We start from the raw sequence: 20,411 nt of genomic DNA on the forward strand, positions 1-20,411 counted from the left end.
GGAGGACATGACCAGCGCAGGAGAGAAGTGGACCGAAGCGTAGGTCGAGGCCTGGAGGTCGAACGATCCCCAGCAGATCGCGGCGCTCTTCAGCGAGGACGCCAGGTATCTGACGAGCCCCGATTCCGAGCCGCGCGTGGGCCGAGCCGACATCGTCGCCGGCTGGCTCGAGGATCTCGACGAACCGGACACGTGGTCGTTCGAGTGGTGGATCGTCCGGGAGGATGCCGGTTTCGTGGCGATCGAGGGTCGGACGAAGTATCCCTCCGAACGCGACTACCTCAACCTCTGGGTCGTTCGTCTGGATGACGAGGGCCGGGCGACCGAGTTCACCGAATGGTACATGCCACGCCCGCACGAGGACTGATCGGTCGCGCATCCTCGCACCGACCCGTAAGGATTCCGTGAGGACGGCGCATGCGCCCGTAGGGATTCCGTGAGGAACGCGTGAGGAAGGCGTGTGCGGGCGTAGTGTCGCCCGACGTGTCAGATGAATCCCGGGACAACACCGACGCCCCTCCCCGCGCCAAGCGCATCCTCATCGGCGACCCGCTGACGAGCGAGCAGGTCGACGATCAGCTGCTCCCGAAGAAGATGGCGTTGCCGATCTTCGCATCGGACGCACTGAGCTCTGTCGCCTACGCGCCGCAGGAACTCGTGATGATCCTGCTGATCGGCGGCCTGACGTTCCTGTCGTTCACGCCGCTGGTCGCGGTCGCGGTCGTCGTGCTGCTGATCGTGGTGGTGCTCAGCTACCGACAGCTCATCAAGGCCTACCCGTCGGGCGGTGGCGATTACGAGGTCGCGTCGAAGAACCTCGGCGAGATCCCGGGCGTCATAGTGGCCGCCGCTCTGCTGGTCGACTACGTGCTCACGGTCGCCGTGTCGGTGGCATCCGGTGTCGACAACATCATCTCGGCCGTCCCGGGGCTCGATCCGCTGAGGGTCGAGCTGGCGGTCGGCTTCGTGATCCTGATCATCCTCGTGAACCTGCGCGGTGTGCGCGAGGCGTCGCTCGTGTTCGCGATCCCCACCTACGTCTTCATCGCCTCGGTCGGCTTCATGATCGTGACCGGACTCATCCGGACGTTCCTCGGCGATGCGCCGGTCGCATCCAGCGCCGAGTTCGCGGTGAACGCCGAGAACCTCGGCCAGGCGGCGGTCATCCTCCTGATCCTCCGTGCCTTCTCGAGCGGATGCTCCGCCCTCACCGGCGTCGAGGCCGTCTCGAACGGCGTGCCCGCCTTCCGCACGCCGAAGGTGCGCAACGCGCAGTCGACGCTGGTGCTGATGGGCTCGATCGCGGCCTGCCTGTTCGCCGGCCTCACGGCACTCGCCCTGATCACCGGCGTGCACTACGCCGAGAACCCGTGCGACCTGATCGGCTTCGACTGCTCCAACCCGCAGCCGAGCCTGATGGCGCAGATCGCGTCGGCGACATTCGGCGGCGGCAGCATCATGTTCTTCATCATCCAGGCGGCGACCGCGTGCGTGCTGCTCCTCGCGGCGAACACCGCCTTCAACGGATTCCCCCTGCTCGGCTCGGTGCTCGCCCGCGACGGCTATGCACCGAAATCGCTGAACACCCGCGGCGACCGCCTCGTGTTCTCGAACGGCATGATCGTGCTCGGCATCGCCGCGATCGCCGTGCTCGTGATCTTCCAGGCGAAGCTCACGACGCTGATCCAGCTGTACATCATCGGCGTGTTCGTGTCGTTCTCACTGGGACAGATCGGCATGGTGCGGCACTGGAAGCGCGTGCTGCGGGGTCCCGTCGAGAAGACGCCGGGCTCGGGGATCGACGGTGCCTCGGCATCCGATCGCCGCTCGGCCAAGATGGGCCTGGTCATCAACTCGCTCGGTGCCGCCATGACGGTCACGGTGCTGCTGATCGTGACGATCACCAAGTTCACCCACGGCGCGTACCTGGTGTTCTTCGCGATCCCCGTGCTCGCCTTCCTGATGATGGGCGTCAAGCGGTACTACCGCGACGTGGAGCACGAGATCGCGATCGATGACACCACCAAGTTCGGCGCCACCGGCGACCTCGCGATCGTGCTCGTCAACCGCCTGCAGAAGCCGGTCATCAAGGCGATCGACTATGCGATCGCCGCCAAGCACGGCAAGACGCTCGCGGTGCACGTCGCCGTCGCATCCGACGATGCCACCCAGCTGCAGAAGGACTGGGCCGACCATCTCGTGCCGATACCACTCGTGATCGTCGAGTCGCCGTACCGGTCGTTCGCCCAGCCGGTGTCGCAGTTCATCAAGCAGTACCGCGCGAAGCACGGCTCGTCGGTCGTCACCGTGTACCTGCCGCAGTACATCGTGGGGCACTGGTGGGAGACGTTCCTGCACAACCGCCGCTCGCGCCGCCTGGCCAACCAGCTCATGCTCGTGCACGGGGTGTCGATCACTCTCGTACCGTGGCTGCTCGACTCGTCGGAGCTCATCTACGGTCGGCGTTCGCGGCCGCTGCCCGGGCAGGAGCGCGCAGGCCGCCCTGTCGTCGTGAACGGACGCCGCGCGCATCGTCCCGAGGGACCGCCCGAGAGCTGAGCCGCGCCGGTTCCCGAGCGCCGTCTCGCTCTCCGGTCGCAGTTCGTGCCGCCCGAGAGAGAGATTTCGGCGGCACAGAGTGCGACCGGAGCGAGAAGGAGACGGATGCCGGCCGCGCAGCCGCCTCAATAGGCTGGGGCGATGACCGCTACGCCGCACGCCGATGTCTGGCCCGTCCGCACCGAGCGCCTGCAGATCCGCCCGATGACCGCGCCCGACATCGATGCGATGTGGACGTGGCGGCACCTGCCCGATGTGAATCGCTGGCTGGGGCTCGCGCCCGACACGATCGAGGCGTTCCGCGAGCGGTACCTCGACCCTGAGCGCCTCGCCTCGATGTACATCGTCGAGCTTCTGCCGGCAGATGGCACTGCAGCCGCGACCCCGATCGGCGACGTCATGATCAGGATCGGCGACGGGTGGGGTCAGCTCGAGGTCGCCGATCAGGCGAAGGGCGTCGAGGCGGAGCTCGGCTGGGTGCTCGATCCCGGCTACACCGGACGCGGCTATGCGACCGAGGCGATCCGAGGCGTGATCGACGTCTGCTTCGGCCCGCTGGGGCTGCGCCGGGTGCACGCCGGATGCTTCGCCGACAACGAGCCGTCGTGGCGCTTGATGGAACGCCTCGGGATGCGCCGCGAGGAGTTCAGCCGCAAGACCGCGCTGCACCGCTCGGGCGAGTGGCTCGACGGCATGAACTACGGCATCCTCGCAGAGGAGTGGGCGGTCACGGACTCCTGAACACGTCGTGGTCTCCGACGCGACGCCACCGGATCCGGGGTTCATCGTCGACAGTGACGATCTCGAACGTGGCTCGACCGTCGGGCGAGGAGAACGACCAGGTCATCTCGAAGATGCCTGGCGCAGCGCGCATGGACTTGATCCTGAGTGACGCCGGCCAGGGCGTGGACGGATCTTTCGCGAAGGCATCGCAGGCCGGGATGAACTTCTCGCGCAGGATCTTCCGGAACTCAGCGAGATGAGAAGACTTCAGTCTGCGGACATCGGTGTCGAAGCTCGGGGTCGTCTCGAACTTCACTGCTCGGACTCGAGGGCTTCGAGGCTCTCGAGGAAGGCCTCTCCGCTGTCGAACGTCGACACGCGCCCGGCCGCCACGTGCGCATCGACCTCGCGCTCTCGCTGCTGCCACCTCTCGGTCCAGAACCACGCTTGCTCTGCGGGCACGGGCACAGCGGCCCGCAGCTCCACGACCCCATCAGCGCGCTCGGTCACTTCGAGCTGGGTTCCGGGCTCGTTCAGACGCAGGCGTTCACGCACGCTCGCAGGGAGGGCGATGAGGCCGCGACTCTGCACGCCGACGTAGCCATGGAACTCTGCGGTGGACATGTGTCGAGTGTACTGCGATGCAGATACACAGGGAAGCTGTTTTACAGCATTACAGCAGGCCGCTTCTCGGAGGCGACTTCTCAGCCCGAGACGAGCGCGAGCACGAGCGTCGCGACGAGCACGGTCGGCACGGCCACGATCGCACCCCAGAGCATGAGGCTGCCCCAGCGGATCTCGACGCCGAGCGACACCACCCGGTGATGCCACAGCAGGGTCGCGAGAGAGGCCCAGGGCGTGATCAGCGGGCCGAGGTTCACGCCGATCAGCAGCGCCATGAGCGCGACCGGGTCACCGGCGGCGGGTTCGAGGATCAGGTAGGCCGGCAGGTTGTTCACGCCGTTCGCGGCGAGCGCGCCAGCGGTCGAGAGACGCAGCAGCTCTGCGGGTGCGTGCCCACTGGTGGCCAGCACCGACAGGAAGTCGAGGAGGCCGTTCGCGTGCGCCGTCTCGACCACGACGAACAGCGCCGCCGCGAGGCCGATCGCCTGCCATGGCACGAGCGACAGCCGCAGCACGTGTCGACGCCGCATGCCGAAGAGCACGATGAGGATCACCGCGGCGACGGTCGCGGGGATCCAGACGTCATGGGTCAGTGCGAGCAGCGGCATCAGCAGCACGAGTGTCGCCGCGGCTCCCCAGAACAGCAACGGATCAGACGGCTGCCCTCCTGACGGCACCCGGTATCCGCCGAAGAGCGTGCGCCGATGGCGCAGGGTGAGGATCAGTACGGGGATCAGCACGCCCACCAGCGTCGGCGCCCAGCTGAGCGCGAGGAACGAGAGCGGGTCCTCGCCGATCGCGCGCGCGGCCAGCAGGTTCGTGAGATTCGAGACCGGCAGGGCGAGGGATGCCGTGTTCGCGAGCCACACGGTCACCAGCGCGAAGGGCAGGGGTGGGATGCCGACGCTCTGCGCGAGCACGACGACGACCGGCGTGACGATCACCGCCGTGGTGTCGAGCGAGAGGAACACGGTGCTGATCACCGCGAGCACCACGACCGACACCCAGAGCAGGATGACGCGACCATGCCCCCCACGCGCGAGGCGCTGGGCGACCACGTCGAACACGGCCGCATCGCGCGCCAGTTCGGCGACGATCGTGATCGCCACGACGAACCCGAGCACCGGCGCGATGCGGGCGCCGAGTGCCCCGGCATCCGCCCGCGGAAGGATGCCGGAGACGACGCAGACGACGGCGACGGCGATGAGCACCAGGACGATGATCGTTCCTGCACTCAGCCGCCGTCGCGTCGCACTCACTCGCTGAGTGTAGATCCGGTCGGTGTGTGACGTTCAGTCCTCGTCCCAGGGGAGCTTCACCACCGGCAGGATGTAGACCCGGCCCATGACGGCGGTCGGATGCTTCGCCATGAACGTCGCTGCTTCTTCGATCGACTCTGCGGTGAGGAGGTCATAGCCCGCGAACCACTCCTTGAACTCGGGGAACGGGCCGTCGGTGACGAGCACCTTGCCGTTTCGCACGGCGACCGACTTCGCCTCCTCGGGCCCGGCCACGGGTGCGCCCTCGCCCAGGCTGCCGTCAGCCCTGCCCTCTTCGGCCCAGTCTTCGAGCAGGCGCTGATCCTCTCCCTGCGACATCGTGCCGCCGGTGGGATCGGTCATGTGGATCACGAGGTACTTGTTGCTCATCTGCTCTCTCCGTTCGATGCGGTCCCGGGCGTTCCGGGTGCGGGAGGCGTCGCGAGTTCGTCGCGGCGCCGGGTCAGGTGGATGATCTCGGCGGCGTTGTCGGCGAGCGCGATCGCACGTGCGTACGCGTCGCGGGCCTCTGCCTCGCGGCCCGCGGCCCGCAGCAGTTCGGCGCGCGTCACGTGGAACCCGTGGAAGTGGTCGAGCGCGTCGTCCAGCTGCTCGACGAGCGGCAGCGCCTCCTCGGGCGAGTCCCGCTCTGCGAGCGCGACCGCCTTGCTGAGGACGACGACCGGGCTGGGGTCGATCCGCTCGAGCTGCTCGTAGAGTTCGACGATGCGCGCCCAATCGGTGTCGGCGGCATCGTTCGCTCGCACGTGCACCGCGTTGATGTCGGCCAGCAGCCGATGACGACCGGGTGCCGCACGAGGCGGCCCGTCGAGAAGCGCGAGCCCCTCCCCGATGAGCTCGTGGTTCCAGGTCGCGCGGTCCTGTTCGTCCAACCGCACCAGTTCGCCCTCGGTCGTGACTCTCGCCGTGGCGCGCGCCTCGCTGAGCAGCATCAGCGCCAGCAGACCCGCGACCTCCGCGTCGTCGGGCAGCAATTCGCGGAGCAGCCCGGTGAGCCTGATGGCCTCGCCGGTCAGCTCCCGACGCAGCGCGGGCACACCGGCCCCGGACGCGAAATACCCCTCGTTGAAGACGAGGTAGAGCACGGCGAGCACCCCGTCGATCCGGGCCGGAAGGTCGTTGGCCGCCGGCATCCGATACGGGATCCGTTCGGTCTTGATCTTCGTCTTGGCCCGGGTGATGCGCTGCCGCACCGTGGACTCCGGGATGAGGAACGCCCGCGCGATCTCTTCGACCGTGAGACCCCCGACGATTCGCAGAGTCAGGGCGACACGCGCCTCGAGCGAGAGCGCCGGGTGGCAGCAGGTGAAGAGCAGTCGCAGGCGATCGTCGTCGATGACTCCTGTGGGCTCCGGTGGTTCGGGATCCTGCAGCATCAGGGCCTCCCGCTGCTTGGCGTCGCGGAACGACTCCCGGCGGAGCCGATCGATGGCCTTGCGATAGGCCGTGGTGGTGATCCAGCCGGCGGGGTTGGGTGGCACACCCTCCTCCGGCCAGAGCTCAGACGCTGCGGCGAAGGCCTCAGCCGCCATCTCCTCGGCGAGGTCGAGATCCCCGCATCTCCGGGTGAGACCACCGACGATGCGCGCCCACTCGTCTCGGTACACCTGCGTGACGCGCGCCGCGACGTCGATGTTCACCGAGGCTCCTCGATCCGATTCCGGCGCTGCATCACTCAGACTCTCTCCGTCCGCACGATCGAGCAGGCTCTGCGTCGAGCCTGCCCTCCCGACGATCATCCCGGTTCCCCGCTTCCGCCGGAAGAGATACGTGCCCAGAGGCGGCGAGCGCGCTCACGGAGGGAAGGACGCCGGATCAGGCTCGGATGCTCGAGCGCCGCTCGACGTCGCATGATCTGCTCCTCGGCTTCCTCCGCCTCGAGCCGGTAGACCAGGTTCGCCACCATCGGGTCGTTGTACACAGCCGCCACCGCGTCTCTCGTGTCGTGGGGAGACCGCGTATCGGTCGCCTCCACCTTCACCACGAACGCCGAGACCCGGATGCGACAACGAGGCGCGAGAAAGTTCGCGCGAGTCCGAGATGTGAGCATCCCGCATGCATCGCGCACACCCCCGTAGGCAAAGCGTGAGGATCGTCATATTCCGGTCTGCACGAGAGTTGTATCGAGTCTCGTGCTCGACATCATCTACATCGCGCTGACTCTCGCGCTGTTCGCCCTCGTCTCCCTGGTCGCGAAGGGGGTGGAGCGACTGTGATCGTCTTCGAGATCATCGCCGCCGCCCTCGCCGTGGCCGCCGTCGTCTACCTCGTGGTGGCTCTCGTCGCCCCGGAGAAGTTCTGATGGGCGCCGGTTCGTCGATGAGCGCCGACCTCTGGTTCGGCATCCTGCAGGCTGCCGTCCTCATCGTCGCCCTCGTGCTGCTCTACCGCCCCGTCGGCGACTACATGGCCCACGTCTTCAGCACCCCCCGTGATCTGAAGGCCGAGCGAGGCATCTACCGCCTGATCGGCGTAGACCCGGCATCCGAGCAGACCTGGCGGGCCTACGCCCGCAGCGTGCTCGCGTTCTCGGTCGTCGGCCTGCTGCTGGTCTACGGCCTGCAGCGTCTGCAGGGCTTCCTGCCGCAGTCGCTCGGACTCCCGGCCGTTCCCGAGGGTCTGGCGTTCAACACCGCCGCGTCGTTCGTCGCGAACACCAACTGGCAGTCCTACTCGCCCGAGCAGACCATGGGGTACACCGTGCAGCTCGCCGGCCTCACGGTGCAGAACTTCGTCTCCGCCGCCGTCGGCCTGGCCGTCGCGGTCGCCCTGATCCGCGGTCTCTCCCGCCGCGGATCGACCACGATCGGCAACTTCTGGGTCGACCTGATCCGCGGACTCGGACGCATCCTGCTGCCGATCGCCCTGATCGGCGCCATCGCCCTCATCGCGGGTGGCGTTGTGCAGAACTTCGCCGGCTTCACCGATGTGACCACCGTCTCGGGAGGCACGCAGACGGTCCCCGGCGGACCCGTCGCCTCGCAGGAGGCCATCAAACTGCTCGGCACGAACGGCGGCGGATTCTTCAACGCCAACTCCGCGCATCCGTTCGAGAACCCGACCGGCTGGACCAATCTGCTGCAGATCCTGCTGATCCTCGTGATCCCGTTCGCACTCCCCCGCACGTTCGGCCGCATGATCGGCGACGACCGTCAGGGCTACGCGATCGCCGCCGTGATGGGCACGATCTTCCTGGTCTCGACCTTCGCCCTCTCGGCCCTCGAACTCGCCGGCCGCGGCAGCGCCCCCGAGCTCGCGGGTGCCGCCATGGAGGGCAAGGAGGTGCGCTTCGGCATCCTCGGCTCCACCCTGTTCGGCAGCGCCAGCACGCTGACGTCCACCGGCGCCGTCAACTCGATGCACGACTCGTACACGGCACTCGGCGGCATGATGCCGATGCTCAACATGATGCTCGGAGAGGTCGCCCCCGGCGGCGTCGGCACCGGTCTCTACGGAATGCTCGTGCTCGCGATCATCGCGGTGTTCGTCGGCGGACTGCTCGTCGGCCGCACCCCCGAGTACCTCGGCAAGCGCATCGGCCCGAAGGAGATCAAACTCGCGAGCCTCTACATCCTCGTGACGCCGACCCTCGTGCTGGCAGGCACCGCGCTGAGCTTCGCGATCCCCGGCATCCGCTCCGACGTCGAATCGACCAGCATCCTGAACCCCGGCGTGCACGGCATGAGCGAGGTGCTCTACGCCTTCACCTCCGCCGCGAACAACAACGGCTCGGCCTTCGCCGGACTCACCGCGAACACCCCGTGGTTCAACACCGCACTGGGAGTCGCGATGCTGCTCGGCCGGTTCCTCCCGATCGTCCTCGTGCTGGCTCTCGCCGGGTCTTTCGCCGCGCAGCAGCGCGTGCCCGAGAACACCGGAACACTGCCCACGCACGGACCGCAGTTCGTCGGCCTCCTCGCCGCCGTCGCGGTCATCATCACGGCACTCACCTACTTCCCCGTGCTCGCACTGGGACCCCTCGCTGAAGGACTCGTCTGACATGACCCTCACCACCACGCCCTCCGAGACACCGTCGGAACAGCAGGATGCTGCGGCATCCGCCCCGACCACACCGCCGCGCTCTTTCGGCTGGGCGCAACTGACCCAGGCGCTTCCCGGCGCGCTGCGCAAGCTGAACCCCGCATCTCTCGTGCGCAACCCCGTGATGCTGCTCGTCTGGGTCGGCGCCGCGTTCACGACCGTGCTCGCGATCGCCGAACCGTTCCTCGGCGGCCCCGCCGACTCGGGCGGAACCCCGGTGCCCGCACCGTTCACCTGGGGCATCGCGATCTGGCTGTGGCTGACCGTGCTGTTCGCCAACGTCGCCGAGTCGGTGGCCGAGGGCCGCGGCAAGGCTCAGGCTGCGAGCCTGCGCAAGACCCGCACGAGCACCATGGCCCGTCGCGTGGTGCGGTACGACGCAGGCGCGGATGCCACGGCCGAGCGCACGGAGACGGTCGACGTCTCGTCGGCCGAGCTGCAGCGCGATGACATCGTGATCGTCACTGCGGGCGAGCTGATCCCCGGCGACGGCGACATCGTCGCGGGCATCGCCACGGTCGACGAGTCGGCGATCACAGGCGAGAGCGCCCCGGTCATCCGCGAATCCGGCGGCGACCGCAGTGCCGTCACCGGAGGCACGCGAGTGCTGTCGGATCGCATCGTCGTGCGCATCACCTCGAAGCCCGGCGAGACGTTCGTCGACCGCATGATCGCTCTCGTCGAGGGTGCCAGCCGTCAGCGCACGCCGAACGAGATCGCGCTCAACATCCTGCTCGCGAGCCTGTCGATCGTGTTCGTCGTCGTGGTGCTCGCACTGAACCCGATCGCCTCGTACGCGGCGTCGCCCGTCAGCATCCCGGTGCTGATCGCCCTGCTCGTGTGCCTGATCCCCACCACGATCGGCGCCCTGCTCTCGGCCATCGGCATCGCCGGCATGGACCGTCTCGTGCAGCGCAACGTGCTCGCGATGTCGGGCCGCGCGGTCGAGGCCGCAGGAGACGTCACGACCCTGCTGCTCGACAAGACCGGCACCATCACCTACGGCAACCGCCAGGCCCACGAGGTGCTGCGACTCGGAGGCGTCGACCCCGACGAACTGCTGCGCGTCGCCGCCCTCGCATCCCTCGCCGACCCGACGCCCGAGGGCGCTTCGATCGTCGAGCTGGCGCTGAGCCGCGGCATCCGGGTCGACGAGCCGGCGGATGCCGTGGTCGTGCCGTTCACCGCGCAGACCCGCATGTCGGGCCTCGACCTGGCCGACGGCACACAGATCCGCAAGGGCGCAGGCTCGGCGATCAGCGCCTGGCTCGGACTCGGGGCGGATGCCGAACTCACCGGCCTCGTCGACGGCGTCGCCTCGAGCGGCGGCACCCCGCTGGTGGTGGCCGTGAAGCACGCGGCGGGAATCGGCGAAGTGCTCGGCGTCGTGCACCTCAAGGACATCGTGAAGGACGGCCTGCGCGAGCGGTTCGAGGAACTCCGCAGCATGGGCATCCGCACGGTCATGATCACGGGCGACAACCCGCTGACGGCCGCCGCGATCGCGAAGGAGGCGGGCGTCGACGACTTCCTCGCCGAGGCGACCCCCGAGCAGAAGCTCGAGCTGATCAAGCGCGAACAGGAGGGCGGCCGCCTCGTCGCCATGACCGGTGACGGCACGAACGACGCCCCGGCTCTCGCCCAGGCCGACGTCGGCGTCGCGATGAACACCGGCACGTCGGCGGCGAAGGAGGCAGGCAACATGGTCGACCTCGACTCGGACCCGACCAAGCTGATCGACATCGTGCGCATCGGCAAGCAGCTGCTCATCACCCGTGGAGCGCTCACGACGTTCTCGCTCGCGAACGACATCGCCAAGTACTTCGCCATCATCCCGGCGATGTTCATGGGCGTCTTCCCCGGGCTCGCGGCGCTCAACATCATGCAGCTGCACTCACCGGCATCCGCAGTCACCAGCGCGATCATCTTCAACGCGATCGTGATCGTCTTCCTCATCCCGCTCGCACTCCGAGGGGTCAAGTACCGTCCCGCGAGCGCCTCGCAGATCCTGCAGCGCAACCTGCTCGTCTACGGCCTGGGCGGGGTGATCGCGCCGTTCATCGGCATCAAGCTGATCGACCTCGTCATCACCCTCATCCCCGGTTTCTGACCGGCATCCGCCTCGCTTCCCTCTCGCCTCTGAAAGGCCTCTCATGTCCTCCTCCCGCACCGCTGCCCGCACCACCGGCGTCGCGATCCGCGCGATGCTCGTGCTCACCCTCGTGCTCGGCGTCGGCTACACGCTGGTCGTCACCGGCATCGGCCAGCTGCTGCTGCCGTTCCAGGCGAACGGCTCCCCGCTCGCCGACGGCAAGGGCAGCTCGCTGATCGGGCAGTCCTTCACGGATGCCGACGGCGAGGCGCTTCCCGAGTACTTCCAGTCGCGTCCCTCGGCCGCCGGAGACGGCTATGACGGAGCGGGGTCGAGCGGCAGCAACCTGGGCCCGGAGAACCCCGACCTCGTCGCGGCGATCGGCGAGCGCCAGGCGGCCATCGCCGAGCGGGAGGGCGTGAGCATCGAGGCTGTGCCGGCCGACGCCGTGACCGCTTCGGGCTCGGGCCTCGACCCGCACATCAGCGTCGCCTACGCCCTGCTGCAGGTGCCTCGGGTGGCGGCCGAGCGGGGCATGCCCGAACAGCAGGTGCGCGACCTCGTGGAGTCTAGGATTCAAGGGCGGGATCTGGGATTCCTCGGCGCAGAACGCATCAACGTCGCCGAACTCAATCTCGCGCTCGATGAGCAGGAGGGCTGATGACGGCAGAGCGGATGCCGCGGCGCGGCCGACTCCGCGTGCTGCTCGGCGCAGCCCCCGGTGTCGGCAAGACCTTCGAGATGCTCGTCGAAGGACGCCGGCTGCTCGATGAGGGCCGCGATGTGGTGATCGCGATCGTCGAGACGCATGAGCGCGCGGCGACCGCGGCGCAGACCATCGGCATCCCCGAGGTTCCCCGTCGCACCGATCTGCACCGGGGCGTGCCGCTGAGCGAGATGGATCTGGATGCCGTGCTCGCACGCCGCCCCGAGATCGCCCTGGTCGACGAGCTCGCCCACACGAACACCCCCGGGTCGCAGAATCAGAAGCGCTGGCAGGACGTCGATGTGCTGCTGGACGCGGGCATCGACGTCGTCACGACCGTCAACGTGCAGCACATCGAATCGTTGAACGCGGTGGTCGAGAAGATCACCGGCATCGCGCAGCAGGAGACGATCCCGGATGCCGTGGTGCGGGCGGCCGACGAGATCGAGGTCGTCGACCTCGCCCCGCAGACGTTGCGCGACCGTCTCTCGGCCGGACTCGTCTACCCCGCCGAGCGGATCGACGCAGCCCTGTCGAACTACTTCCGCCTCGGCAACCTCACAGCACTCCGCGAGCTCGCACTGCTGTGGCTGGCCGACGAGGTCGACAGCGCGCTGCGCAGCTACCGCGCCGACCACGGCATCGAGGGCGCGTGGCAGGCGCGCGAGCGCGTGGTCGTCGCGCTCACGGGTGGCCCGGAGGGTGAAACGCTGCTGCGCCGAGGGGCGCGCATCGCGGCACGGTCGGCCGGCGGCGAGCTGCTCGCGGTGCATGTCGCAGCCCAAGACGGACTGCGCGACGAGACCCCGGGTGCTCTTGCGGCGCAGCGCTCTCTGGTCGAGTCACTCGGCGGCAGCTTCCACCAGATCATCGGCGACGACATCCCCGAGACCCTCGTCGAGTTCGCACAGGGCGCGGATGCCACGCAGCTCGTGATCGGCGTCAGCCGGCGCGGGCGTCTCGCGGCGGCGCTGACCGGACCGGGCATCGGATCCGAGGTCATCCGCCGCTCCGGCGACATCGACGTGCACATCGTCACGCACGCTGCCGCGGGCGGACGCGTCGCCCTCCCCCGCATCACCGGCGGTGCCCTCGGATGGCGACGTCAGCTGCTCGGGTTCGCGGTGGCGCTCGTCTTCGGGCCGCTGCTGTCGTGGGCGATGTTCGCGTTCCGCAGCCCCGAGTCGATCACCGTCGAGGTGCTGGCCTTCCAGCTGCTCGTCGTGATCGTCGCCCTCGTGGGAGGGCTGCGACCGGCCGTCTTCGCGGCGGTGCTGTCGGGCGTCACGCTCGACTTCCTGTTCGTCGCTCCGCTCTTCACCATCACCATCGCGCATCCGCTGCATGTGCTCGCCCTCGCGCTGTACGTGACGATCGCCATTCTCGTCAGCATCATCGTCGACCAGGCGGCCCGGCGAGCCCGCACCGCTCAACGTGCCGCCGCCGAAGCCGAACTGCTCGCCGCGGTCGCCGGCAACGTGCTCCGCGGAGACAACGCCGTGCTCGCCCTCGTCAGCCGCACCCGCGAGGCGTTCGGCCTCACCGGCGTGCGGCTGCTCAGCGCCGACGGCGAGGTGCTGGCGAGCGACGGGGAACCGGTGCCCGACGGCCGCGCCACGACGATCGCCGTCGGATCCGGGCCTGCGCCCGCTGTGCTCGAACTGCACGGGGAGCCCCTCGACACTCCGGCCCGACGACTGCTCGACGCGATCGTCGCGCAGCTCGCCGCGGCGATCGAGCACACCGACCTGCGCGCGACCGCACGCGAAGTCGCCGCCCTCGCCGAGACCGATCAGGTGCGCAGCGCCCTGCTCTCGGCGGTCAGCCATGACCTGCGCCGACCGCTCGCCTCGGCCGTCGCCGCGATCGGCGGGCTGCGCGCGGCGCACTCGCTGTCGGCATCCGACCGGGAAGAACTGCTCGCCACGGCCGACGAGAGCCTCGCGACCCTGTCATCGCTGGTGACCGACCTGCTCGACGTCAGTCGGGTGCAGGCCGGCGTGCTGGCTGTCTCGACCATGCGACTCGACGTCGCGGGCCCCGTGCTCGCCGCCGTCGATGAGCTGGGTCTCGGTCCGTCGGATGTCGAGCTGGCACTCGATGCCGAGCTGCCCGCCGCCTCGGCTGATCCGGTGCTGCTGCAGCGCGTGCTCGTGAACGTGATCGCCAACGCGTACCGCCACTCGCCCTCCGAGAGCCGGGTGATCGTCTCGACCAGCACGATCGGCGACCACGCCGAGATCCGCGTCATCGACCGCGGCGCCGGGGTCCCCGCCGAGAAGCGCGATGAGATCTTCCAGCCGTTCCAGCGGCTCGGCGACACCGACAACACCACCGGACTCGGCCTCGGCCTCGCCCTGTCGCGCGGATTCGCCGAGGGCATGGGCGGTACCCTGACACCCGAGGACACCCCCGGCGGTGGACTCACCATGGTCATCTCGCTGCCCCTGGCGGCAGAGCCCGATCCCCTGCAGGAGGAGACGGAGTGAAGCTCCTCATCGCCGACGACGACCCCCAGATGGTGCGGGCATTGCGAATCACGCTCTCCGCTCACGGATACGAGGTCGTCGTCGCTCCCGACGGGGCCGCCGCCGTGGCCGCTGCCGCGCAGACGCACCCAGACCTGATCATGCTCGACCTCGGGATGCCGCGGCTCGACGGCATCGAGGTGATCCAGGCGCTCCGCGGATGGACGAACGTGCCCATCATCGTCGTGTCGGGGCGCACCGGGTCCGCCGACAAGGTCGAGGCGCTGGATGCCGGAGCCGATGACTTCGTCACCAAGCCCTTCCAGGTCGACGAACTGCTCGCGCGGCTCCGTGCGCTCTCTCGCCGGTCGGTGCCGGTGGGAGGAGAGTCGACCGTCGGGTTCGGCGACGTGGTCGTCGACCTCGCGACCAAGACCGTCACCCGGGCAGGATCGCGGGTGCACCTGACCCCGACCGAGTGGCGCATGCTCGAGCACCTCGCGCGGCACCCTGGAGCCCTGGTCACCCGGCAGGATCTGCTGAAGGAGATCTGGGGCAGTGAGCAGGTGTCGGACTCTGGCTACCTGCGGCTCTACATGTCGCAGCTGCGCAAGAAGCTCGAGGCCGAGCCCAGCGCGCCCGAGCACCTGCTGACGGAGTCGGGCATGGGCTACCGGCTCGTGCTCTGAGCTCTGCGCTCAGGCCGCGACGTCTGCCCGCGACCGACGCAGGACGCCGAACGCGCCGGCTGCGACGAGGGCGACAGCGACGATGATCCCGGCGATGCCGACGACGGTGCTCTCGGGCTCTCCGGTGAAGCGACCGACCGCGAGCCAGCCGAGACCCCACGCCGTCGCGAGGGCGGGGGCGATGCGCTTGGTGACGAGCGCGCAGGCGACACCGATCACGAGCACGACGGCGAGCACGGCGACCGCCCAGATCTCGGCCTGGTCGGCCCAACTCTCGGGGGCGATCTGCGTGAGCCACGCCGTGGCGTTGGCGACGGTCGCGATCGTCACCCAGCCGAAATGCAGACCGTTGGCTCCGTCGACGACGATGCGCTCGGGCCAGGTGCGGGCGCGGCTGCGTCCGAGGATCACGATGACACGGGCGAGGGTCGCGAGCAGGACGGCGATCACGAGCACCGTGAGGGGCAGCGACAAGAACTGCGCCGTCACGAGCCACAGTCCGTTGAGGATCATGGATGCGGCGATCCATCCGCCGACTGCGCGCTGGCGCTCATCTGCCCGCTGCGCCGGCAGCGCCTGCCACACCGTATACGCGATCAGGCCGATGTAGATCAGCGACCAGATCGAGAAGGCGGGGCCGGCCGGGGCGAGGTACGACCCCTCCGCCGACAGCGCTCCGTCTTGCAGCTCACTGACCGAGGTGCCGCCGAAGGCACCGGATCCGACCGCCGCGGCTATCAGCATGAAGGTGGCCGAGGCGATGATGAACGACTGTCGGGCGATGTCCTGCGTCCGGGATTCCATGCTCGCAACCTACGCGCGAGCGGGTGGGTGCGCAGGAGCCTTGACACCGGCATCCAGAAACGCTAGCCAGGCTAGCTAAATGACACTGTCGCGGCGCGCTCAGGCGGCGACGGCCGCGTCGATCAGCACTTCGGCGGCATTGCGCGCCTGCACGGCGACCTGCGGATCCGCGGCGATGGCGGCGGTGCTCTGCGCACCCTCCGCGAGGATCGACAGCTGCGCGGCAAGAGACGCCGGCGCCCCCGCATCCACCACGAGTCCCGACATGTAGGCCTGGAACGAGGCCTTGTGGTCACGGACGATCTGCGCGACCTCGGGGTTCGTGCCACCGAGTTCACCGAACGCGTTGATGAAGGCGCAGCCACGGAAGTCGTCGGCGCAGAACCAGTCCTCGAGGTACCCGTACACGGCGAGCAGGCGGTCGCGGGGGTCGGCCCCGGCATCCGCCACAGCCCCCGTCAGCCCCGACTCCCACTCCGCGTGTTTGCGCGCGAGCACAGCGGTGACGATGTCGGTCTTCGAGGGGAAGAGCGCATAGAGCTTGCGCAGCGAGACCCCGGCCGCGGCCCGCAGCTCATCCATGCCGACAGCCGCGTAGCCCTTGCGGTAATACAGTTCGTCGGCCGCCGCAAGGATCTGTTCACGCACTGTTCCGTCCGTCATGCTCCCAGTGTACTTGACATGAGAACGACCGTTCTCTAGTGTGGAGCACATCAGGTGAGAACGATCGTTCTCGCCGAACCGAAAGGATCAGGATCATGGGTTACATCACCGTCGGAAACGAGAACAGCGCCCCGATCGAGCTCTACTACGAAGACCAGGGATCGGGCCAGCCCGTCGTCCTGATCCACGGTTACCCGCTCGACGGCCACAGCTGGGAGCGCCAGACCCGCGAACTCCTCGCTCAGGGCTACCGCGTCATCACCTACGACCGCCGCGGCTTCGGTCAGTCGTCGAAGGTCAACGCCGGCTACGACTACGACACCTTCGCCGCCGACCTCAACACCGTGCTCGAGACCCTCGATCTGCGTGACGTCGTGCTCGTCGGATTCTCGATGGGCACCGGAGAGCTCGCCCGCTACGTCGCGAAGTACGGACACGAGCGCATCGCGAAGCTCGCCTTCCTCGCGTCCCTCGAGCCTTTCCTCGTGCAGCGCGACGACAACCCCGAGGGTGTGCCGCAGGAGGTCTTCGATGGCATCGAGGCCGCTGCCAAGGGCGACCGCTTCGCGTGGTTCACCGACTTCTACAAGAACTTCTACAACCTCGACGAGAACCTCGGATCGCGCATCAGCGAGCAGGCCGTCACCGGCAGCTGGAACGTCGCGATCACCAGCGCCCCCGTCGCCGCCTACGCCGTGGTGTCGTCATGGATCGAGGACTTCCGCGGAGACGTCGACGCGGTGCGCGACGCCGGCAAGCCCACGCTGATCCTGCACGGCACCAAGGACAACATCCTGCCGATCGATGCGACAGCCCGCCGGTTCCACCAGGCAGTGCCCGCCGCGACCTACGTCGAGGTCGAGGGCGCGCCGCACGGTCTGCTCTGGACCCACGCAGACGAGGTCAACGCCGCGCTGAAGGACTTCCTCAGCAAGTAATCCGCGACCGGCCCGAGAGCCCGGCATCCACCTCAGGATGCCGGGCTCTCGCGCTGTCAGCGCTTCACCGTCAGCGTCAGCGTCTTGCTCTCGCTGCTCCCGGCGGCGTTCACGAACTCCACGCGGTAGGAGTGCTTCCCCACCGCACGGCCGGTGACCGGCACCGAGACCCGCTGCGCGGCGGGGCTGCTCGCGACCATGTCACCCTCGGAGATCAGCACGCCGTCTTCGAACAGGCGGTACGACGTCGCGTTCGTGCCCCACCACATGTCGGCGGTGAGTGTGTACGAGCCGTCGCCGTCCCCGTTGTCAGCCGACAGCACCGGGGTGCCGGGAGCGGCATCCTTCACCTTCACCGTCACCGGCTGCACCGCGGTCACGCCGCGCGAGTTCACGAGCTCGCCGGTGTAGACGTACGTCCCGTTCTTCTTCCCGGCCACAGCGACCCGAGCGACCTGCGCGGAAGTACCCCCGAACGTCAGCGGCACGGTCGAGATCAGGACGCCGTTCTCGAACACCCGCAGCTTCGTCGCGTTCTGCCCCCACCACATGTTCATGGTGAGCGTGAAGTCGCCGTCGAGCAGTCCGGTGTCGTGACCGTTGTCGTGCGAGAGCACCCCGCGAGCCGGCGCGGCCGTCGCAGCATCCTTCAGCACGAGGGCATCGACCGCGGCATCCAGAGCGTCCAGTGCCCCGGCGACAGCAGAGGCACTCGGGCTCGCCGCGGACAACACGATGTCGGCCCGGCCGATCGCACCGGGCACCACGGCCGTCGACGACTCGACATAAGCCGCGAGGTCGAGGGCGGCGGCAGCATCTCGCCGCTCCCGCAGCGTCGAGGTGTCGGCACCGACCGCGGGTTCGCGAACGAGCTCGAAGTCGTCGATCGTGCCCCACGCCCCGGCAGGCAGAGCAGCCGCGAGCCGCACCACAGCCGTGCCGTCAGCGCCGACCTGCAGCGCCTCGGTGGTCGGCGTCGACCACACCCGCCATCCGTCGAGCCCGAAGACCGCAGGCGCACCCGTCACCGCAGAGGAAGACAGAGACAGCGCCACTCGCCCGTCGGCCCCCTCGCCGTCACCCTGCAGTGATGCGCGCGCGACATACGACCCGGCGGGCAGTCCCGTCACGGTCTGCGAGAGCTCGAACGAGTACGCGGATGCCGCATAGAAGTGCGCCGAGTGCGTGCCGCTGCGGGGGTCGTCCCAGGCGCGCAGAGTCAGACCCGATCCGGTCGGCCGCCACATGCTCGTGTCCGCAGCCTCGAAGCCGGGGTTCCGCAAGAAGTTCCGGGCCGAGACGGTCACGGTCGCAGTGGCGGCGAGGCCCGCATCCGTCACTCCCGAGATGGCGTACTCGCCGATGCCCTCGATGTACTGCGCGGCGTCAGACCACGTGACGGCCTGCTTCTCCGACGACCCGTCGTTGTAGAGCACGGTGACCTCGCCCGGCAGCTCGACGGCATCGCCCTCGGTCACCGGCAGCGCGACCGGCTGCACCGACTCGACGGCGCGAGGGGCCTGAGCGCCGGTGCGCACGTACGAGAAGATGTTCAGCGCGTCGGATGCGGTGCCGTCGAAGCCGAACAGCGCCTGGTTGTCCCACGCGGATCCGCCGAACCAGTGCCCGGCGTCTTCGGGCTCGTACTCGCCCGCGAAGCTCGACGCCCATCCCGATCCGTCACGCTCCCACAGCGCCTTGTTCTGCTCGAGCTGCGCGGGAGGGCCGACCGGCAGCCACGCGGGCTCCCAGTAGTAGACGCCGATGCCGGCCTCGCCCACGTCGGCGACCGCCTGCACGACCGCACGCACCGCATCGGCCTGCCCCTGCACGCTCACCGGATACTGCGTCGCCTCGGACGGCAGGTCGACGACGTTGCCGTGGCCGTCTCCGTCGTCGAGGGTGAACGCCCACGAGGTCTCGGCGACCATGACCTTCTTGCCGTAGGTCTCGGCGACGTGCGAGAGCACGGCCGTGAGGTTCTCGGGGGTCCCGTGCCAGAACGGGTAGTACGACGACGCGAACACGTCGTAGTCGACGTCGCGGCGGTCGAGCTGGGCGGCGACGTCTGCATAGAAGCCGGCGCGCTCGGGGTTCGTGAAGTGCAGCGCGACGAGCGTGTCGGGCGCCTCCGCCCGCACGGCCGCAGCGCCGGCGGAGAACACCTTCGCCATGTCGTCCCAGCCGCGCACACCGGCGACCCCGCCGTTGGTCTCGTTGCCGACCTGCACCATGCGCAGATCGACGCCTGCATCGACGAGGCGTCGCACGGCGTCGCGGGTGAAGACTCCCACCTCGGCGGCGACCTGATCGGCCGTCATGCCCTCCCAGGCCTTCGGCACCTGCTGCTTGGCGGGGTCAGCCCAGAAGTCCGAGTAGTGGAAGTCGACGAGCACGCCGAGTCCGGCATCCGTCGCGCGCTGCGAGATCTCGATCGCCCGCTCGACGTCGACGTCACCGCCGCCGTAGCCGTTGCCGTTCGCGTCGAACGGGTCGTTCCAGACGCGCACCCGCACGTCGGTGACCCCGGCGTCGGCGAGGATCTCGAACAGATCGCCCGGTGCGCCGTCGGAGTCACGGAAGACCACGCCCGACGCCTCGAGTGACAGCACCGACGAGACGTCGACGCCGCCGATGAAGTCGTCGGGCAGGTCCTCGACCCGGGGGACGGTGATGGTGGCATCCACCGGATCGTCCGCCGCAGCCGAGACCGCAGCAGAGAAGACGGACGCGGCCGACGCCGGCAGCGCGACGCCGATCAGGGCGACGGCGGTGACCGTTGCCAGGGCGGTGGAGAGAAGGGAACGCGTGCGACGGTGCATGA

General features: G+C 68.8%; 17 protein-coding genes and 1 pseudogene. 10 read left to right on the plus strand and 8 right to left on the minus strand.

Going from position 1 to position 20,411, the window contains the following annotated elements; genetic code table 11:
• Positions 1-55: 55 nt before the first annotated feature.
• From ASF80_RS09750 to ASF80_RS09760, 3 genes and pseudogenes are all read left to right on the plus strand, one after another.
• A pseudogene (locus ASF80_RS09750) lies at positions 56-367 on the plus strand (nuclear transport factor 2 family protein); the annotation flags it as partial.
• 104 nt (positions 368-471) lie between these two features.
• Positions 472-2,559, plus strand: coding sequence for an APC family permease (locus ASF80_RS09755; protein ID WP_056310268.1), 2,088 nt, complete (start codon positions 472-474; stop codon positions 2,557-2,559).
• Positions 2,560-2,700: 141 nt separating this feature from the next.
• Complete coding sequence (locus ASF80_RS09760; RefSeq protein ID WP_056310269.1) at positions 2,701-3,300, plus strand: GNAT family N-acetyltransferase; 600 nt, start codon at positions 2,701-2,703, stop codon at positions 3,298-3,300.
• On the opposite strand, the gene ASF80_RS19325 is transcribed toward ASF80_RS09760, so the two are convergent.
• From ASF80_RS19325 to ASF80_RS09785, 5 genes are all read right to left on the minus strand, one after another.
• On the minus strand, positions 3,287-3,598 hold the full coding sequence (locus ASF80_RS19325) for a hypothetical protein (RefSeq protein WP_056310272.1): 312 nt from the start codon (positions 3,596-3,598) through the stop codon (positions 3,287-3,289). The genes ASF80_RS09760 and ASF80_RS19325 overlap by 14 nt on opposite strands.
• Positions 3,595-3,906, minus strand: coding sequence for an AbrB/MazE/SpoVT family DNA-binding domain-containing protein (locus ASF80_RS09770; RefSeq protein ID WP_056310275.1), 312 nt, complete (start codon positions 3,904-3,906; stop codon positions 3,595-3,597). The genes ASF80_RS19325 and ASF80_RS09770 overlap by 4 nt, the downstream gene beginning before the upstream one ends.
• An 80-nt stretch (positions 3,907-3,986) precedes the next feature.
• Positions 3,987-5,165 carry an SLC13 family permease gene (locus ASF80_RS09775; RefSeq protein ID WP_235559931.1) on the minus strand — a complete coding sequence of 393 codons (1,179 nt, stop codon included), beginning with the start codon at positions 5,163-5,165 and terminating at the stop codon, positions 3,987-3,989.
• A gap of 33 nt (positions 5,166-5,198) precedes the next feature.
• Positions 5,199-5,555: a YciI family protein gene (locus tag ASF80_RS09780; RefSeq protein WP_056310277.1), complete on the minus strand. Its 357-nt coding sequence runs from the start codon at positions 5,553-5,555 to the stop codon at positions 5,199-5,201.
• Complete coding sequence (locus ASF80_RS09785; RefSeq protein ID WP_235559933.1) at positions 5,552-6,826, minus strand: RNA polymerase sigma factor; 1,275 nt, start codon at positions 6,824-6,826, stop codon at positions 5,552-5,554. Before ASF80_RS09785 ends, ASF80_RS09780 begins: the two co-directional genes overlap by 4 nt.
• 572 nt (positions 6,827-7,398) lie before the next feature.
• Between ASF80_RS09785 and ASF80_RS09795 the strand changes: the two genes are divergently transcribed.
• From ASF80_RS09795 to ASF80_RS09820, 6 genes are read left to right on the plus strand one after another with little or no spacing between them, the layout of a single operon-like run.
• Entirely contained in the window at positions 7,399-7,488 is a 90-nt protein-coding gene (locus tag ASF80_RS09795; protein ID WP_056276367.1) for a potassium-transporting ATPase subunit F, read from the plus strand.
• A 17-nt stretch (positions 7,489-7,505) separates the two neighbouring features.
• Positions 7,506-9,185 carry a potassium-transporting ATPase subunit KdpA gene (gene kdpA / locus ASF80_RS09800; protein ID WP_056311980.1) on the plus strand — a complete coding sequence of 560 codons (1,680 nt, stop codon included), beginning with the start codon at positions 7,506-7,508 and terminating at the stop codon, positions 9,183-9,185.
• 1 nt (position 9,186) lies between these two features.
• On the plus strand, positions 9,187-11,337 hold the full coding sequence (kdpB, locus tag ASF80_RS09805; RefSeq protein WP_056310282.1) for a potassium-transporting ATPase subunit KdpB: 2,151 nt from the start codon (positions 9,187-9,189) through the stop codon (positions 11,335-11,337).
• A gap of 43 nt (positions 11,338-11,380) precedes the next feature.
• Complete coding sequence (gene kdpC / locus ASF80_RS09810) at positions 11,381-11,980, plus strand: potassium-transporting ATPase subunit KdpC (RefSeq protein WP_056310284.1); 600 nt, start codon at positions 11,381-11,383, stop codon at positions 11,978-11,980.
• On the plus strand, positions 11,980-14,514 hold the full coding sequence (locus ASF80_RS09815) for an ATP-binding protein (RefSeq protein ID WP_414845664.1): 2,535 nt from the start codon (positions 11,980-11,982) through the stop codon (positions 14,512-14,514). The genes kdpC and ASF80_RS09815 overlap by 1 nt, the downstream gene beginning before the upstream one ends.
• Positions 14,511-15,182 (plus strand): response regulator, encoded by a 672-nt coding sequence (locus ASF80_RS09820; protein ID WP_056310286.1) that lies wholly within the window; start codon positions 14,511-14,513, stop codon positions 15,180-15,182. The genes ASF80_RS09815 and ASF80_RS09820 overlap by 4 nt, the downstream gene beginning before the upstream one ends.
• 9 nt (positions 15,183-15,191) lie before the next feature.
• On the opposite strand, the gene ASF80_RS09825 is transcribed toward ASF80_RS09820, so the two are convergent.
• Both ASF80_RS09825 and ASF80_RS09830 read right to left on the minus strand, forming a co-directional pair.
• Positions 15,192-15,986: a TspO/MBR family protein gene (locus tag ASF80_RS09825; protein WP_056310288.1), complete on the minus strand. Its 795-nt coding sequence runs from the start codon at positions 15,984-15,986 to the stop codon at positions 15,192-15,194.
• Between the two features lie 99 nt (positions 15,987-16,085).
• The gene (locus ASF80_RS09830) at positions 16,086-16,649 is read right to left on the minus strand and encodes a TetR/AcrR family transcriptional regulator (protein WP_056310289.1); all 564 of its coding nucleotides are present in this window, start codon (positions 16,647-16,649) and stop codon (positions 16,086-16,088) included.
• A gap of 95 nt (positions 16,650-16,744) precedes the next feature.
• Here ASF80_RS09830 and ASF80_RS09835 point away from each other — a divergent pair, with 95 nt between their 5' ends.
• A complete protein-coding gene (locus ASF80_RS09835; RefSeq protein WP_056310293.1) occupies positions 16,745-17,587 on the plus strand; it encodes an alpha/beta fold hydrolase in 843 nt (280 codons plus the stop codon).
• Positions 17,588-17,643: 56 nt separating this feature from the next.
• On the opposite strand, the gene ASF80_RS09840 is transcribed toward ASF80_RS09835, so the two are convergent.
• The gene (locus ASF80_RS09840) at positions 17,644-20,409 is read right to left on the minus strand and encodes a glycosyl hydrolase 53 family protein (protein ID WP_082488258.1); all 2,766 of its coding nucleotides are present in this window, start codon (positions 20,407-20,409) and stop codon (positions 17,644-17,646) included.
• Between the last annotated feature and the right edge of the window lie 2 nt (positions 20,410-20,411).

Source organism: Microbacterium sp. Leaf159 (genome assembly GCF_001423615.1).
Taxonomy (GTDB): Bacteria; Actinomycetota; Actinomycetes; order Actinomycetales; family Microbacteriaceae; genus Microbacterium.

What these genes read in the sequence shown, in the direction of transcription:
- ASF80_RS09760 (WP_056310269.1), top strand. Translation starts at nt 2,701, where the DNA reads ATGACCGCTACGCCGCACGCCGATGTCTGGCCCGTCCGCACCGAGCGC.
- ASF80_RS09770 (WP_056310275.1), bottom strand. Translation starts at nt 3,906, where the DNA reads ATGTCCACCGCAGAGTTCCATGGCTACGTCGGCGTGCAGAGTCGCGGC.
- ASF80_RS09780 (WP_056310277.1), bottom strand. Translation starts at nt 5,555, where the DNA reads ATGAGCAACAAGTACCTCGTGATCCACATGACCGATCCCACCGGCGGC.
- kdpA (WP_056311980.1), top strand. Translation starts at nt 7,506, where the DNA reads ATGAGCGCCGACCTCTGGTTCGGCATCCTGCAGGCTGCCGTCCTCATC.
- kdpB (WP_056310282.1), top strand. Translation starts at nt 9,187, where the DNA reads ATGACCCTCACCACCACGCCCTCCGAGACACCGTCGGAACAGCAGGAT.
- kdpC (WP_056310284.1), top strand. Translation starts at nt 11,381, where the DNA reads ATGTCCTCCTCCCGCACCGCTGCCCGCACCACCGGCGTCGCGATCCGC.
- ASF80_RS09815 (WP_414845664.1), top strand. Translation starts at nt 11,980, where the DNA reads ATGACGGCAGAGCGGATGCCGCGGCGCGGCCGACTCCGCGTGCTGCTC.
- ASF80_RS09825 (WP_056310288.1), bottom strand. Translation starts at nt 15,986, where the DNA reads ATGGAATCCCGGACGCAGGACATCGCCCGACAGTCGTTCATCATCGCC.
- ASF80_RS09830 (WP_056310289.1), bottom strand. Translation starts at nt 16,649, where the DNA reads ATGACGGACGGAACAGTGCGTGAACAGATCCTTGCGGCGGCCGACGAA.
- ASF80_RS09835 (WP_056310293.1), top strand. Translation starts at nt 16,745, where the DNA reads ATGGGTTACATCACCGTCGGAAACGAGAACAGCGCCCCGATCGAGCTC.
- ASF80_RS09840 (WP_082488258.1), bottom strand. Translation starts at nt 20,409, where the DNA reads ATGCACCGTCGCACGCGTTCCCTTCTCTCCACCGCCCTGGCAACGGTC.